This window comes from Bifidobacterium choerinum (assembly GCF_002761235.1).
Classification (GTDB): Bacteria; Actinomycetota; Actinomycetes; order Actinomycetales; family Bifidobacteriaceae; genus Bifidobacterium; species Bifidobacterium choerinum.
In genome coordinates this window covers 1,518,223-1,533,698 of record NZ_CP018044.1, presented here as the reverse complement: position 1 = coordinate 1,533,698, position 15,476 = coordinate 1,518,223, and the positions used below count along the sequence as shown (strand labels likewise).

The 15,476-nt window shown below is 66.6% G+C and carries 9 protein-coding genes and 1 pseudogene; all 10 read right to left on the bottom strand.

The features are described 5' to 3' along the window. Positions 1-391 precede the first annotated feature (391 nt). Positions 392-1,630, bottom strand: a complete 1,239-nt coding sequence (locus tag BcFMB_RS06105) for an argininosuccinate synthase (protein WP_099721293.1) — start codon at positions 1,628-1,630, stop codon at positions 392-394. Between the two features lie 668 nt (positions 1,631-2,298). After that, a complete protein-coding gene (locus BcFMB_RS06100) occupies positions 2,299-2,817 on the bottom strand; it encodes an arginine repressor (protein WP_024540872.1) in 519 nt (172 codons plus the stop codon). Further along, positions 2,817-3,782: an ornithine carbamoyltransferase gene (argF, locus tag BcFMB_RS06095; protein ID WP_099721292.1), complete on the bottom strand. Its 966-nt coding sequence runs from the start codon at positions 3,780-3,782 to the stop codon at positions 2,817-2,819. The genes BcFMB_RS06100 and argF overlap by 1 nt, the downstream gene beginning before the upstream one ends. Positions 3,783-3,970: 188 nt before the next feature. After that, positions 3,971-5,275, bottom strand: a complete 1,305-nt coding sequence (locus BcFMB_RS06090) for an acetylornithine transaminase (RefSeq protein ID WP_099721291.1) — start codon at positions 5,273-5,275, stop codon at positions 3,971-3,973. Further along, a complete protein-coding gene (gene argB, locus BcFMB_RS06085; protein WP_099721290.1) occupies positions 5,259-6,221 on the bottom strand; it encodes an acetylglutamate kinase in 963 nt (320 codons plus the stop codon). The genes BcFMB_RS06090 and argB overlap by 17 nt, the downstream gene beginning before the upstream one ends. A 374-nt stretch (positions 6,222-6,595) precedes the next feature. Next, the gene (gene argJ, locus BcFMB_RS06080) at positions 6,596-7,768 is read right to left on the bottom strand and encodes a bifunctional glutamate N-acetyltransferase/amino-acid acetyltransferase ArgJ (RefSeq protein WP_024540868.1); all 1,173 of its coding nucleotides are present in this window, start codon (positions 7,766-7,768) and stop codon (positions 6,596-6,598) included. After that, positions 7,765-8,931 (bottom strand): annotated as a pseudogene (locus BcFMB_RS06075) (N-acetyl-gamma-glutamyl-phosphate reductase); the annotation flags it as partial. The gene argJ and the pseudogene BcFMB_RS06075, both read right to left, overlap by 4 nt. An 829-nt stretch (positions 8,932-9,760) precedes the next feature. Continuing rightward, positions 9,761-10,789, bottom strand: coding sequence for a hypothetical protein (locus BcFMB_RS06070; protein WP_024540866.1), 1,029 nt, complete (start codon positions 10,787-10,789; stop codon positions 9,761-9,763). A 517-nt stretch (positions 10,790-11,306) separates the two neighbouring features. Continuing rightward, positions 11,307-12,305 carry a hypothetical protein gene (locus tag BcFMB_RS06065; RefSeq protein WP_099721289.1) on the bottom strand — a complete coding sequence of 333 codons (999 nt, stop codon included), beginning with the start codon at positions 12,303-12,305 and terminating at the stop codon, positions 11,307-11,309. Positions 12,306-12,869: 564 nt separating this feature from the next. Then, positions 12,870-15,476 carry a phenylalanine--tRNA ligase subunit beta gene (gene pheT / locus BcFMB_RS06060; RefSeq protein WP_099721288.1) on the bottom strand — a complete coding sequence of 869 codons (2,607 nt, stop codon included), beginning with the start codon at positions 15,474-15,476 and terminating at the stop codon, positions 12,870-12,872.

The window sequence follows — 15,476 nt, the reverse complement described above, 5'->3', positions numbered from 1 at the left end:
TACGGGATGATATTACGGGATGTACGCGCCGCATCGTTACGGTGTGGTCGCTACGGGATGCATCCCCCACATCGTTATCGTTACGGGACGCATTCTCTCTCTGTCCTTAGTCCTTACGGGATGCGGCGAGCGGTTCGAACGGCTCGCCGAGCGTCCTGCGCACCCTCCGTGTCCTTACGGGATGCATGCTCCCGGTTGCCGTTCGTCCCGCCATCGTTCGTCGTTACGGGTCGCATGCACCCGCGACGGCAAATCTGTTACGGGAGGCGACGTCGCCTACGGGAGGCGAACGCGGCGGAAAAACGAGGAGGACGCGCAGCGCGCGGCTGCCGCCCTCCCCATGATCGGAACGTTCATCGATCGGAACGTTCATGCGCGATACGAGTCAACGTCACTCGACGTCGTTGTCCGGGACCTCGATGCCGTTGCCGAACTTGACATCGCGCGCGGCGGCGACCTTCGTCGGCAGGCCGTAGATCTCGATGAAGCCGTTCGACGCGTTCTGGTCGAAGGTATCGCCGGAATCGTAGGTCGCGAGGTTGTAGTCGTAAAGCGATTCCGCGGAGCGACGTCCGACGACGACGGCGCGGCCGCCGTGCATGACCATGCGGATCTCGCCGGAAACGTACTGCTGCGTGTCGTTGATGAACGCGTTGAGAGACTTGACCGCCGGCGAGAACCACTGCGCGTCGTAGACGAGCTCGGCCCAGCGCTTGTCGATGTCGCGCTTGATGCGGTGCTGCTCGCGCTCGAGGCACATGTTCTCGAGTTCCTGATGCGCGGTGATGAGCGCGATCGCGCCCGGCGCCTCATACAGCTCACGCGACTTGATGCCGACGAGACGGTCCTCGATGAGATCGACGCGGCCGATGCCCTGGGCTCCGGCGCGGCGGTTCATCTCCTCGATCGCCTGCAGCGGGGTGACGTCGCGGCCGTCGATCCTGACCGGCACGCCCTGCTTGAACTCGATGACGACCTCGTCCTCGACCGGCGGGAAGTCGGGATCGTCGGTGTAGGAATAGCAGTCCTTCGTCGGCGCGTTCCACGGATCCTCGAGGAAGCCGGTCTCGATGGCGCGGCCCCACACGTTCTGGTCGATCGAGAACGGGCTCTTCTCGGTCTGCACGATCGGCAGCTTGTGGTCGTTCGCGTAGGCGATCTCGACGTCACGCGTCAGCGAAAGGTCGCGGATCGGGCTGATGGCCTTGAGCTCGGGGTCGATCGACTGGATCGAGACCTCGAAGCGGACCTGGTCGTTGCCCTTGCCGGTGCAGCCGTGCGCGATCGTGTCGGCGCCGAACTGGTGGGCGGCACGCACGAGGTGCTTCGTGATGAGCGGACGCGAGATCGCGGAGACGAGCGGGTACACGCCCTCGTACATCGCGTTCGCCTTGAGCGCCTGCATGCAGTATTCGTTCGCGAATTCGTCACGGGCGTCCACGACGTAGGCCTCGACGGCGCCGCATGCGAGTGCGCGTTCCTTGATCGTCTCGAGGCTCTCGCCGCCCTGGCCGACGTCGAGGGAGACGGCGACGACGTCCTTGCCCGTGCGGTCCTTGAGGTACGGGATGGCGACCGAGGTGTCGAGACCACCGGAATACGCCAGCACAATGCGATTCTGTTCGCTCATGGGTTGACCTTTCTGTTCAGATATTCATGAGTATATACAGTCCTCTGTATAAATATTCATTCCGTGTCCATGACCGCGACCTCCCCAATCGCCTGCGTGCGGCATTTGCTTACGGGACGCATCGCTTACGAGCGGCCACTGCGGAATGCTTACGGGATGCATCGGCGAGCGTTTACGGGCCGCATCGCAGATCGTCTATCGGCAGCACCGCCGATCATCTACCGGTAGCACACGCATCTATCGACGTCACGATCAATCCCCCACTGGCGCCGTCGCCCGCCTGCCGACAGCACCGTCATCCGTCGTCCCGCCATCGATCTCCTACCGGCGGCAACTGCCTCCGCTACCGGTAGCGTCAACGTTCGTCGTCGGGCAACGGCATCCGCCGCCGATAACGACGGTATCCGCTTACCGGCGGCGCCGACGGATCGGCCATCCGCCGTCCGCGACGATTGCTTCCCATAAGCGACATGTACGACATGTGATGCACAGCGCACGTCATGCACAGCGCACGTCGTACGCCGCATGCCGCTTACGGGATGCGGCGTACGACGCGTTCTGCATGGCGCATCAAATACTCGACTGCCGGCTGCCGATTATCGGCAGCCGGCAGTCAGGCGGGCATTGCACAGCCACTCCCCGTAAGGGTTCGCGACGACGGGTCGCGCTCAGCTCTGCGTGGAGGCGACCTCGAGCAGCCATGCGGAGCGACGCTCGGCCATCGCATCGTCCACGCAGATGACGAGCACGGTGTCGTCGCCGGCGATCGTGCCGAGGACGCCGCCTATCGGATGCTTGTCGATGACGCTCGCGACGTACTGCGCGGCGCCCGACGACGTGTGCACGACGATGAGGTTGCGGGCGCAGGCCACCGACGTCACGAGTCCGGACAGGATGCGCGTCATCTGCTGCTGCGAGCGTTCGTCGCCGTCGAAGCCGGCGGCAGGAATCGGCTGGTCGTCGATCGTGTACGCCACCTTGCCGTCCGGAAGCCGCGTCTTCGTCGCGTTCATCTCGTCGAGGTCACGGCTGAGCGTCGCCTGCGTCACCTCGATCCCCTGGTCCGCGAGGATCTCGGAGAGCTGCGACTGCGACGTGACCACATGGTCGGCGAGCGCCTGCTCGATCGCGTTGAGGCGTGCGGCGCGACTGGCCGGACGCTGCAGCGGAGTCGTCGAATCGGTCATCAGGAGAGCAGGCTTTCGTCGCCGCGCTGCTTGCCGATGAGCCATGTCAGCAGCGCCTTCTGCGCGTGCAGACGATTCTCGGCCTCGTCCCAGACCACCGACTGCGGACCGTCGATGACGGCGGAGGTCACCTCCTTGCCGCGGTAGGCGGGCAGGCAGTGCTGGAAGAGCGCGTCCGGCTTGGCGAGCGCCATGAGCTCCTCGTTGACCTGATACTGCCAGAAGGGCTTCGAACGCACGTCGTACTGGCTCTCCTCACCCATCGACACCCACGTGTCGGTGAAGACGCAGTCCGCGTCGCGCACCGCCTCCTGCGGATCGGTGGTCACGAGGATGTTACCGCCGGTAGTGGCGGCGATCGCCTCGGCGTCCTGCACGATGGCGTCGTCGGGCAGGAAGCCGTTGGGCCCCGCCACCCGTACATGCATGCCGGCGACGGCTCCGGCGAGCAGGTAGGAGTTGGCCATGTTGTTCGCCGCGTCGCCGAGGTAGGCGATCGTCATGCCTTCGAGCGCGTCCACGCCGCCCTTGAACTGCGCGATCGTCAGGAAGTCGGCGAGCACCTGGCACGGATGGAATTCGTCGGTGAGGGCATTGACGACCGGCACCGTCGCGACGCGCGCCATCTCCTCGATGCGCGACTGCTCGAAGGTGCGCCACACGAGCGCGTACGCCATGCGCGTGAGCACTTCGGTGGTGTCACGGATCGGTTCACCGCGACCGAGCTGGGATCCCGACTTGTCGATGACGAGGGGGTAGCCGCCGAGTTCGGCGACGCCGATCGAGAAGCTGGAACGCGTGCGCGTGCTCGGCTTGTCGAACAGCACGGCGACGCCCTGCGGCCCCTCGAACGGGCGGTGGTAGAACCTGTTCTCGCGGAACTTCATACCGAGTTCGAGGATCTGCTTCTGCTCGTCATGGTTGACGTCGTCGTCGCGCAGCATGTGACGGAGCTGTCCCATGATGGCCTCCTTCTTGTTTCCCTGATGTTGGTTGTTGCGATTGTTTGCTTGCTTGTTGCGGCACGTATGCGCGGTGTCCTTTTGCCTCGTGCGGTCACGCCGCTTACGGGCGGCGGGCGGCGCCGCTTATCGGCAGTGCCGCCCGTAGCAGCGGCACTGCCCGTAGGCGATGCCGCCCGTAAGTGCGCGGATCAGTCGTCAGGCAGATCGTCGGGCAGCTGGGAGAGGATCACCACCGCCTCGTTCACCTCCTGCTCGCTGACAACGAGCGGCGGCGCCAGACGCAGGACGTTCGGCGCGCAGGCGTTGACGATGAGGCCATGTTCGAGCGCCCAGTCCACGGCGGCGTGCGCGCACGGACGCTTCAGCACGATCGCGTTGAGCAGGCCGCGTCCGCGCACCTGCTCGAACAACGGGTTGTCGGTGGCACGCAGGTCGGTGCGCAGCTGCTCGCCGCGCGCCTCCGCGCACTGCACGAGCCCCTCGTCCTCGATCACGCCGATCGTCGCGAGCGCGGCGGCCGCGCCCAACGGGTTGCCGGCGAAGGTCGAACCGTGGGTTCCCGGCGAGAACAGCGAGGACAGCTCCTCGCCGAAGCTGATCATGCCGCCCATCGGGAAACCTCCGGCGACGCCCTTCGCGAAGGTGACGATGTTCGGCGTGACGCCTCCGAGGTCCTCGCGCTGGAACGCGAACCACGATCCGGTGCGTCCCATGCCGGTCTGCACCTCGTCGATGATCAGCAGCGCGCGGCGCTCGTCGCACAACGCGCGCACGCCGCGCACATAATCGGCGTCGAGCGGCAGCACGCCGGCTTCGCCCTGCACGAGCTCCATGATGACCGCGGCCACCGGCCCCTTGTCGGCGGCGTCGAAGGCGGCCTTCATCGCGTCGATGTCGTTGGCGTCGACGAATTCGATGTTCGGCACGAGCGGCTCGAAGGGCACGCGGATCGCGGGCTTCCAGGTCGCGGAGAGCGCGCCCATCGTGCGTCCGTGGAAGCCGTGCGTCAGCGCGATGATGCGGTACGGCTTGTCCGTGCCGAGCTCGTCGCGCAGCCGCGCCCCGTAGAGCTTGGCCATTTTGAGGGCCGCCTCGTTGCCTTCGGCGCCTGAGTTGCCGAAGTAGACGTGCGATCCCTTCGGGGCTCCGGCGAGCTCGATGAGCTTCTCCGCGAGCCTGATCTGCGGACGCGTCGCGAAGTAGTTGCTCACGTGCGCGACCTGCGCGGCCTGCGCGGCGACGGCCTCGATCCACTTCGGGTGCGCGTAGCCGATCGAATTGACGGCGATGCCGGCGAGGAAGTCGAGGTATTCGTTGCCGTCGACGTCCCAGACGTGCACGCCCTGCCCATGGTCGAGGACGCGCAGCGGCGTGCCGAAGACGTGCATGTGCACGTCGTTATATTCGTCGAGCAGCCGCCTGTCCTCGGTCAATGCGCCGCTTGTCGCGCCATCGGTAGCGGATGCCGCGTTCGTGTCATGCTCGGTTGTCATATGAGTTCCTCATTTCCAGTCCCTCGCCGGGTTCGACCATCGTGCCGATCCCTGCGCTTGTGAATACCTCGTTGAGTATCGAATGCGGCTTGCGGCCGTCGATGATGTGCGCCTGCTGCACGCCGCCGTCGATGGCGCGGATGCACGCCTCCATCTTCGGTCGCATGCCGCTTTCGAGCTGCGGCAGCATGTCGCGCAGGTCCTCGACGCCGATGCGGCCGATGAGCGAGTCGCGGTTCGGCCAGTCGGCGTACAGGCCGTCGACGTCGGTGAGGATGATGAGCTTATGCGCGCCCAGCGCGGTCGCGAGCGCGGCGGCCGCCGAGTCGGCGTTCACGTTGAGCACCTCCGTCGCGTCCTCCTCGTTCGGCGCGACCGACGACACGACCGGTATGCGTCCCGAATGGATGAGGTCGATGACGGCGGACGCGTCGACGCCGATGACGTCGCCGACCAGACCGATGTCGGTGGGCTTGCCGTCGATGATCGGCATGCGCTGCGTCGCCGAGAAGAGCGCGCCGTCCTCGCCGGACAGTCCCACCGCGTACGGGCCGTGGGCGTTGATGAGGCCAACGAGTTCGCGCGACACCTTGCCGGTGAGCACCATGCGCACGACGTCCATCGCCTCGGGCGTCGTGACGCGCAGGCCGCCCTTGAACTCCGAATGGATGCCGAGCGCCTTGAGCATCTGCGAGATCTGCGGGCCGCCTCCGTGCACGATTACGGGATGCAGGCCCACCTGACGCAGGAACACCATGTCGTCGGCGAAGCAGCTCTTGAGATGGTCGTCGACCATCGCGTTGCCGCCGTATTTGATGACGACCGTCTTCCCGTAGAACTCCTCCAGCCACGGCAGCGCCTCGATGAGCACCTCCGCCTTCTGGTCCGGACGCAGGTCCGTGTGCACGTCCAGATGGAAGCCTGGACCTTTCAGTTGTTTCGTCATGATTCCTTATCGTTCTCCTGTTCTCGCGCCGTTGCGCCTGCACCGCCGGCGGCCCATACGGCCACGATAGTCGCCGTCCGCCCCCTGTCGCTTACGGGTGGCATGCGACATGCGGGCGGTTGCGGCGTTCCCGTTTACGGGTGGCATGCCGCCGAGGGTGCGCCGCGGAATCGGCCGTCCGCCTCCCGTAACGGCATGGCGAACGGTGCCGCCCGTAGCTGGCGGGGAGATCCGCGGCGCCATGGCGCATGCCGCCCGTAACGACGGATGGCCTTCCGCGATGGTCGCCGCGGACCGCCGCCCGTAGGGAGTCGCATCCCGTAAGGGTGGTGCCGCATCCCGTGGCGCGTGGCGCGCGCCGCCGGATGCGACGGTCAGCTTTCGTAGTCGGCGTTGATGTGCACGTATTCGTGGGTGAGGTCGTCGGTCCACACGGTGGCGTGGGCGCCGCCGACGTTGAGCCCGATGACGATGTCGACCTCGCGCGGGGTCATGTCGACCTCGCTGCGGTCACAACCGGGCTTGCCGCCGTCGCACACGCGCACCCCGTTGACGTCGACGGTCACCTGGTCGGGATCGTAGGGGGCGACGTCCACGGGCACCGTGCCCAGCGAGCTGACGATGCGTCCCCAGTTCGGGTCGTTGCCGCTGATCGCGCATTTGAGCAGGTTCGACGCGGCCACGGCGCGAGCGCACGCGAGCGCGGCGTCCTCGTCGGTGGCGCCGTCCACGGTGATCTTGATGTCGTGGCTCGCGCCTTCGCCGTCGCCGATGATCTGTCGGGCGAGCGCGGAGCAGCAGTCGGCGACGATCGCGTCGAACTCGTCGGCGTCGGGCGTGATGCCGGAGGCGCCGGACGCCAGCAGCAGCACGGTGTCGTTCGTGGACATGCAGCCGTCCACGTCGATGCGGTTGAACGACGTGTCGGCGGCGGCGTCGAGCGCACTCCGCAGCTGTTCGGGCGTGACGACGGCGTCGGTCGTGATCACGCACAGCATCGTCGCCAGCTGCGGCGCGATCATGCCCGATCCCTTGACCATGCCGCCGATGCGGAACCCGTTCGAGCCCAGACGCGTCACGGTCTTCGGCTTCGTGTCCGTCGTCATGATCGCATGGGACGCGTCCTCGCCGGCCTGGACGGTGTCGTCGAGCGCGGCGTATGCGGCCTCGGCGCCGGCGAGCACCTTGCTTAGCGGCAGCAGCTCGCCGATGAGTCCGGTGGAGCACACCGCCACGTCGTCCGCGTCGCAGCCGAGCAGCTCGCCGACCTTGTGCGCGGTCTTCGAGGACTGTTCGTAGCCTTCGACGCCGGTGCAGGCGTTGGCGCCGCCCGAATTGAGGATGACGGCGTCGACGCGGCCGTCCTTGACCACCTGACGCGACCACTGCACCGGCGCCGCGCAGAACCGGTTCGTCGTGAAGACGCCGGCGGCGGCCTTGAGCGGTCCATCGTTCACGACGAGCGCGAGGTCCTTCTTCCCCTCCACCGACGAGATGCCGGCGACGACGCCGGCGGCCGTGAATCCTTGTGCGAACGTTACGCTCATGGTGCCACTCCGATCTTGCTGAGTCCTGTTTCTTCGTTGAGTCCGAACGCGAGGTTGAGCGACTGCACCGCCTGCCCCGCCGTTCCCCGGTTGAGGTTGTCGATCGCCGCGAAGGCGTGCAGCGTCCGGCTTCGTCGGTCGACCGCCACCTGTATGTGCGCGGCGTTCGAGCCGAGCACGTTCTGCGTCGCCGGCATCACGCCTTCGGGTAGCACGAACACGAATGGCTGCCTCTCATAGGCCTTCGTCCATACGGCGCGGATGGCGTCGTCGTCCATGTCGAGCGCCTTGTCGGTGAGCTTCGCGCTCACCGAGGCGAGGATGCCGCGCGACATCGGCACGAGCATCGGCGTGAACGCGAGCGTGAATTCGTTCGCGGCCTCGGCGCCAAGGCCGGCCGCGTGCGCGAAGTTCTGCAGGATCTCGGGGATGTGGCGGTGCGTGCCTCCGACCGAGTACGGCGTCGCCGAGTTGAGCGCCTCCGATGCGAGCAGATTCGTACGCTTGAGGCTTTTGCCCGCCCCCGAATAGCCGACGGCCAGATCGGCGACGATCGTGTGCGGCACGACGAGGTTCTCCGCGATCGCCGGCTGCATCGCGAGCGTCGTGGCCGTGACGTTGCAGCCGGGTCCGGCGATCCGCCGCGTCCCCGTTCTTACGGGCCGCACGTCGTCCGACGTCTGCGTCCCGCTTACGGGCTGCACGCCCGTCGCCGCGGCACCGCTGATGACGTCGCGCTGCCTCAGGTACTGCCCGTTGGAGTCCTTGCCCAGAATGAGCTCGGGCATGCCGTAGGTCCAGTGCTCGTAGAACACGCCGCCGTAGTAGTCGTCCCATGCCTGCTGCATCTCCAGGCGATGGTCGGCGCCCAGGTCGACGACGGTCGCCGATTCGTCGAGCTGCGCGGCGAGCGCGCCCGATGCGCCGTGCGGCAGTGCTAGGATGATGACGTCGTGGCCGTTGAGCGCGTCGGCCGTCGTGTCGACGATGGTCAGGTCGGCCAGCTGCGGGATGTGCGGCTGGTAGACGCCGAGCTTCTCGCCGACCGACGAATGGCCGGCGACGGTCGTCACTTCGAAATTCGGATGGGCCGCGAGAATGCGCAACGCCTCCCCACCCGCGTAACCGGTCGCGCCCGCGACCGCGACGGTGTACTTCGTCATTCCCGATGCCTTCTTTCCCGACCCCGCCGGGGCCGTGCCGTCAGTGTTCTCCGTTGGTCGCCGACCATCCGCCACATGCCGCGCGCCGCATGTTCCTTACGGGCGGCACCCGCCGTCCGTCGTCCACATACGCCAGTCTCTTACTGGCGGCACCGCGTATGTCCATATGCATATGCGCCCGCGGCGCACGCCCGCATGGAGCGTATACGAGCGACGGACATCCGTTACGGGCGGCGCCCGCCGCTTTCCGCATCCGGCATCATGCTTCATGTGTCGCCGCTGCGGGCGACGTCCCATCGTTACGGGCGGCACGACGTCCACGGACATCCGCACATACGCCGCCGGTAGCGGCAGTAGTCGGTGATCGATGCGACCAACTTTTTGGTTATGCGAACGACGATACTCTTTATGCAGTACATTGCATAATTATGCATTCATAATCGCACGGGAGAAGACATGGCATCGCTCACATTGCCCCACGCTCGCGAGCATGACCACCCATAAGACGACGCTGCCCATAAGACGACGCCGCCTGTAAACACAGACGTCCACCACCCGTAAGGCGACATCAGGCGGATTCGGCTGGCCGCCGCCCGTAAGACCGCCCACACCCATAGATGCGCACGACCGCCAGTAAGGCATTCAGCCGACCGTCGACCGCCCATACGCAACGGACGACCAAAGAACCGAACGAACCGACTCTTCCGCACGTCCGTCCCTTCTCCACGCTCCACGTCCGCAACGCATATCTTCTGCGTGCTCTGATAGCCGGAGTTCCTACCAACTGCTCCGCACGCGCATCCTCCCTGATTTTCCGCATCCCATAGATCTACGCCACACGATCCCAAGCGGCCGCCGACATGCGCAGCGCATGGTCGGCGATCGCCTCAAGCGGGATCACGTCGTCGGTCGGATATCGCACGCCGGTGCGTTCCTCGAGCGCGTCCGCGACACGTCTGGCCATCCATGCGCGCGCGTCCGGCGTCGCCATGTCGACGCGCGTCACCTGCACATACAGCCAGCCGGAACATTCGATCTTCGCACGGCGTATGCGATCCTGCTCCAGCTGTCTGAGATGGTGCGCGCCGTCGTATTCGCAGACGACGCCGGCCTCGACGAACACCAGATCGCCGCGCACGACGGAACCGTCGTACAGCATGATCGACAGGTTGACGGACGGTTCCGGCAGTCCGCGTTTCTTCAGCTCCAGTGATAGGCGCGCCTCCTGCGGCGACTCCATGTTCCCCCGGAGCAGGGCGATGGCGCGACGTGCCTTCTTCACACCGCGCGGAGCGCGCTTGCGGCCGAGGACGTGCGATTTGCCGAGCTTCTCCATCTGTGTGACGAACGCGTCGAAATCCCCGATCGTGACCCGATCGTGCACGGCGCTGCGCATGAGCAGGCAGTCGCCGAGCGTCACGAGTTCCTCCAACGATAGGAATCGGGCAATCATGAACCACGCGCATACGACGTCCACGCAGCGCACGCCTGGCATCGGCTCCACGATCCGCAGCGGGATGTTCATATGGTAGAAGCGCGCGCCCTGCAATCGACTGCGCGTATTGCGACGCGTCGCGAGCACGCACAGGTCGTCGCTGCCGACCGTGTCCCCGTATCGGGGCAGCGTGCACGGCAACGGCACCCCCTGCAGCCGCAGCGCGGTGAAGCCGCCGAACAGCAGGTCGCGGCTGAGTCGCGACCGCGCCTCGAGGCATCGCGCGATCTCATGCGCCTGCAGCTCCATGAGCTGCAGGCGCATCGGCAGCAGGTTCGGCGGGCTTCCCTCGCGGAGCCTGCGTTCGTATCCGTCCTCATGCCCGGCCGGATCGTACTCCGGCCCATACGTCTGCGTTTCCATGTATCGACGGTACGGACGCGGCGCGCGCCGTGTCCACTCGGATGGGGGTATGTGACCGGATGGGTGTGTCGACGGCGTGTCGACGGAATTTCCACGGCGTGTCGCTGTGGATAACTCCTCCGGGCTTCGTCTTCCCTGTTCGCCTTCCGTGATATCCGCATCCCCGCCGTGGAAAGGCACCGCCCAGGCGCCGCCCGACACGCATATGAGGCGTGACCGGTCCCGATACGTTTGCGACTTTGATACGCCGATGACCCCGACGTGCCGACGACGAGCACGCCGTCCACCGCACGCTCTCGCCCTGCCGGCTCTTACCGGCGGCGGCCATGTTGCCGACGGCGTCCGCGTTACCGGCGGCAGCCATGTTGCCGGCACCGGCACACATGGCGTTTACGACGCACCGACGGTGATGGCATCAACGACGATGCCGCCCGTATCCCCGCGCCGACGATGTCATCGGCATCGGGTTACGGGCGGCATCATGAACGACGTCGCCGAAGGTCAGCGCACGTCTCCGTCACAATCCCATCGCGGACGTCACACCGTCACCGGCGGTGCCGCCCGTAGACGACGGCGAAGGCATCGGCGCGGCCGTATCGGTAGGAGTGGGCGTCGGCGTCGTGGAGGGGCTGTCGGTGGGGCCGCTGAGCCCCAGCATGTGCAGCATGTCGTTGAGGACGTCCTGGGTGGATACGCCGTTGATCATCATCCAGATCATCGCGATCGAATAGATGACGTTGATGATGACGGCCGCCAACGCGAAGCCGAAGCCCTTCATCCTCATCAGCTTCGTGCGGTACATCCCGAAAGCGCCGAGCAGCGCCGGCAGGAACGGCACCGGCAGCAGCAGCGACAGCGCGAACGCGATGATCGAGCTCGTGTCCCACCGCCCGTAGTACACGTTCTGATTGGGGTCGTCGAGGTCGATGCCCTGCACATAGCGCGGCAGCTTGCCGCGGCTGTCGGCGTTGTAGTTGCGTCGGTCGCCGAAGGGCGCGTTCGGGTCGGCGTTCTGGTTCGACCACGGTGCGCCGTTCTGCTGCCCGTAGCCCGCAGGCGGCGTGGCCATCGGGTTCGGCTTCCGCAGATCCGCGCGACGCCGTTCGATGCGGTTCTCCTCGTCGCGGGCCTCGCGTTCGACCTGTTCGTGCGTCTCCCCGCTCTCTGGGCGTCCGAAGATGTACGGGTCGTAGCCCGGCGGGAATTGGCTGTCCATCGCACCGTATGCGAGTCCGTTCGGCGGGCCTTCGACCGGCATGTCGGTCTCCAGAATGGCCTGCGACACCTCCGAGTCCGGAATGTCCGCGGCGCTCCTGTCCTTTGAATCGATCGGCGACTGCGTCGTCGCGGGCGTCGCCGTGTCGTGCCGCGTATCGGGAACCGTCGGCTGCGCTGCGGCAGGCTGCGTCGATTGTGTCGTCTGTGCCACGGACGCATCGGGATGCGACGCGGTCGGCACGGCGTGCGCATCATACTCGGATGCATCCTGTGGCTTGTTCTGTTCCGGTTCGCTCATCTTATGTCCTTACCGGTCGTCGATTGCGACGTCCGTTCCTGCGTTGTCCCGACATATATGATGCCGCCGACCTCCCCGCTACGGGTAGCCGTATCTCGCCCATCGGCGACCGTCGCCTGCCGTCCGCGGTCATCCAACCGACGATGCCGCCCGTAGCCAGCCAAACGTTACGGGCGGCATCATCGCGGATTCTCGGCGCGCGGCTCCATGGCTGTCGCGCTGCCGGCGTTCATCGCTACACACGCTACCAGTAGAAGAAAACGTCCGGGTGACGTGCTGCCCGTAAGCGCAATCATCGGGTGGACGGCGCATGCAACCTGTAAGGCGCCGCTCATCCGATGCCACCCGTTGCGTGGCGGACGCATGCCGCCCGTAGACGATGTCCTGCGCAATCGATACCGCCCGTAAGCGCATACCGCCCGTAAGACACGGTGCGACAAGAACCGCAAGCGCGACGCGTTTGAGACTGGGCGGAAGAACCGGCAGACGGGGTGCAACAGGCAGCGACAACGGGCAGCGGGGACGCAGGAGTCCTTCTGACGCCGACGTCCCCGCCTCGCGACGCTACGCGCGCAGCTGCGCGCCGAGCGTCGCCGCGCGTTCGACGATCCTCGCGCGGATCGCCTCGCTGTCCTCGCTCGTGAGCGTGCGGTCAGGCGCGCGGAAGGTCACCGCGTATGCGAGCGACTTCTTGCCTTCGCCGAGCTGGTCGCCTTCGTAGACGTCGAACAGCTCGATCGATTCGAGCACGTCGCCGGCGGCCTGGCGGATCGCCTCCTCGAGTTCATGCGCGGTCAGCGAATCCGGCATCGTGAACGCGAGGTCCTGCTTGACCGGCGGGAACGTCGAGATCGGCTTGGCTTGCACCGGCTTGTCGCTCAGCGTCGCGAACAGCACGGTCAGGTCGATCTCGAAGGCGGCCGTGTGGTGCGGGAAGCCGAGCTCGTCGTCGACCTTCGGATGCAGTTCGCCGACGAATCCGACGGTTTCGCCGGCCGCGACGATGCGTGCGGCGCGTCCCGGATGCCACTGCGCGGGTACGTCCTCGGCCTTCGGCTGGTCGAGCACGATGTCGGCGCCGAGGCGCTTGGCGACGCGGCGCGCCGCCTCGACGGCGTCGCTCCAGTCGACGGCGCGCTTGTCGCCGAGCCATCCGTCGTCCTCGGCGAGGCCGGTCATGATTGCGGCCACGTGCAGCGGCTGCTCGGGCAGTCCGGCGTCAAGCGCGGCGAGCTGCTCGTCGGTCGGCTTGACGGCGCCCGGCAGCGCCGGGATCGCCGGCGCGTTCGGGTCGGCGAGGTAGACGTGGCCGATCTCATAGCAGCTGACGTTCTCGATGCCGCGGCGCAGGTTGCGGCGCACCGTCTGCGCGAGCGTGAGCAGCAGCTCGCGGCGCAGGAACGGGCGGTCGTCGGCGAGCGGGTTGACGATCTGCACGCTCACCGGCTCGACCTTGTCGGCGTCGATCATGAACGCCTTGTAGTCGGCGGGTCCGACGAACGGGTAGCTGAGCGTTTCGACGAGACCGTATTCGGCGAGTTCGTTGGCGACCTGGCGCTTGTGCTTCTGGTCGGCGGTCAGTCCGACGTGGCCTTCGACCGGCGCGTGCGGCACGCGCGTCGGGATGCGGTCGTAGCCGTAGATGCGCGCGATCTCCTCGACGAGGTCGCACGCCTCGGTCAGGTCGGGGCGCCACGACGGCGGCGTCACCGTGAATTCGCCGTTGCCGCCGCCGCCGACGACGCAGCCGATGTCGGTGAGGATGCCGTTGATCTCGTTGAGGTCCAGATCGAGGCCCGCCAGACGCTTCACCTCGCTCGCCTTGAAGACGATCGGCGTGCGGCGCTTCGTCGTGTCGACGTCCTCCGGCGTCAGCGACGGCGTCGCCTCGCCGTACTTCTCCAGCAGCTCGCTCGCCATCTGCGCGGCCGCCGGCTGCAGCTTGTCGTCGACGCCGCGCTCGAAGCGGCGCGAGGCCTCCGACGGGATCTTGTGGCGGCGCGCCGAACGCGCGATCGTGATCGGGTCGAAGTGCGCGGCCTCGAGCAGGATGTTCGTCGTCTCGTCGGTCACCTCGCCGTACATGCCGCCCATGACGCCGGCGATGCCGAGGATGCGCGAGCCCTGCTGCCCGTTGGGGGAATCGGTGATGAGCAGATCCTCGGGGTCGAGGTCGTGCTCCTTGCCGTCGAGCGTCGTCAGCTTCTCGCCGGCCTTCGCGCGGCGCACGACGATCGGTCCCTCGATCTTGTCGAGGTCGTAGGCGTGCATCGGCTGTCCCAGCTCGAGCATGACGTAGTTCGTGACGTCCACCGGCAGCGACAGCGAGCGCATGCCGGCTCGCGTGAGCCTGCGGCGCATCCAGTTCGGCGTCGTGCTGCCCGGCTGGTAGCCGTGCACGGCGCGCGCGTAGTAGCGGTCGCAGCCGACGACGCCGTGGATCGGGTTGTCGTCGTCGATGATGACGTCGACGTCGCGCTTCGCGTCCCCGGTGTTCTCGACGTGCGGGACGCGTTCGTTGAGCGCGACGACCGGGTCGGTGAACTTCGCGCCGGTCGAGTTGTGGAACTCGCGCGCGATGCCGCGGTAGGAGAACGCGTAGCCGCGGTCGGGCGTCACGTTGATCTCGAGGATCGGCTGGTCGAGGTGCAGCAGGTGCATCGCGTCGTCGCCCGGCTTGAGCGAGTCGTATTCCTCGGGCGTGAAGCCGTAGTCGCGCAGCAGGATGATGCCGTCGTGGCTGTCGCCGAGGCCGAGCTCGCGCTCCGACGCGCACATGCCGTCGGAGATGTGGCCGTAGGTCTTGCGCGGCTCGATCCGGAAGTCGCCGGGCAGCACGGCGCCGGGCAATGTGACGACGACCTTCTCGCCGGCCTTCATGTTCGGCGCGCCGCACACGATGCCGCGCGGCACCTTGTTGCCGTTCTCGTCGACGTCGTTGTACTCGTCGCCGACGTCGACGTGGCACCAGTTGATCGTCTTGCCGTTCTTCTGCGGCTCGGGCGTCGCGTCGACGACGTAGCCGATGACGATCGGGCCGGTCAGCTGCGAGGTGTGGATCTCCTCCTCCTCGAGTCCGACGCGGACCAGGTCCTTCGCGAGCTGCTCGTAGGTCAGGCCCTGCGGGACCTCGACGTCGTCGCGCAGCCAGTCAATATCTACCATTGGCAT

What these genes read in the sequence shown, in the direction of transcription:
- BcFMB_RS06090 (WP_099721291.1), bottom strand. Translation starts at nt 5,275, where the DNA reads ATGACAACCGAGCATGACACGAACGCGGCATCCGCTACCGATGGCGCG.
- BcFMB_RS06070 (WP_024540866.1), bottom strand. Translation starts at nt 10,789, where the DNA reads ATGGAAACGCAGACGTATGGGCCGGAGTACGATCCGGCCGGGCATGAG.
- pheT (WP_099721288.1), bottom strand. Translation starts at nt 15,476, where the DNA reads ATGCCAATGGTAGATATTGACTGGCTGCGCGACGACGTCGAGGTCCCG.
- argB (WP_099721290.1), bottom strand. Translation starts at nt 6,221, where the DNA reads ATGACGAAACAACTGAAAGGTCCAGGCTTCCATCTGGACGTGCACACG.
- BcFMB_RS06100 (WP_024540872.1), bottom strand. Translation starts at nt 2,817, where the DNA reads ATGACCGATTCGACGACTCCGCTGCAGCGTCCGGCCAGTCGCGCCGCA.
- BcFMB_RS06105 (WP_099721293.1), bottom strand. Translation starts at nt 1,630, where the DNA reads ATGAGCGAACAGAATCGCATTGTGCTGGCGTATTCCGGTGGTCTCGAC.
- argJ (WP_024540868.1), bottom strand. Translation starts at nt 7,768, where the DNA reads ATGAGCGTAACGTTCGCACAAGGATTCACGGCCGCCGGCGTCGTCGCC.
- BcFMB_RS06065 (WP_099721289.1), bottom strand. Translation starts at nt 12,305, where the DNA reads ATGAGCGAACCGGAACAGAACAAGCCACAGGATGCATCCGAGTATGAT.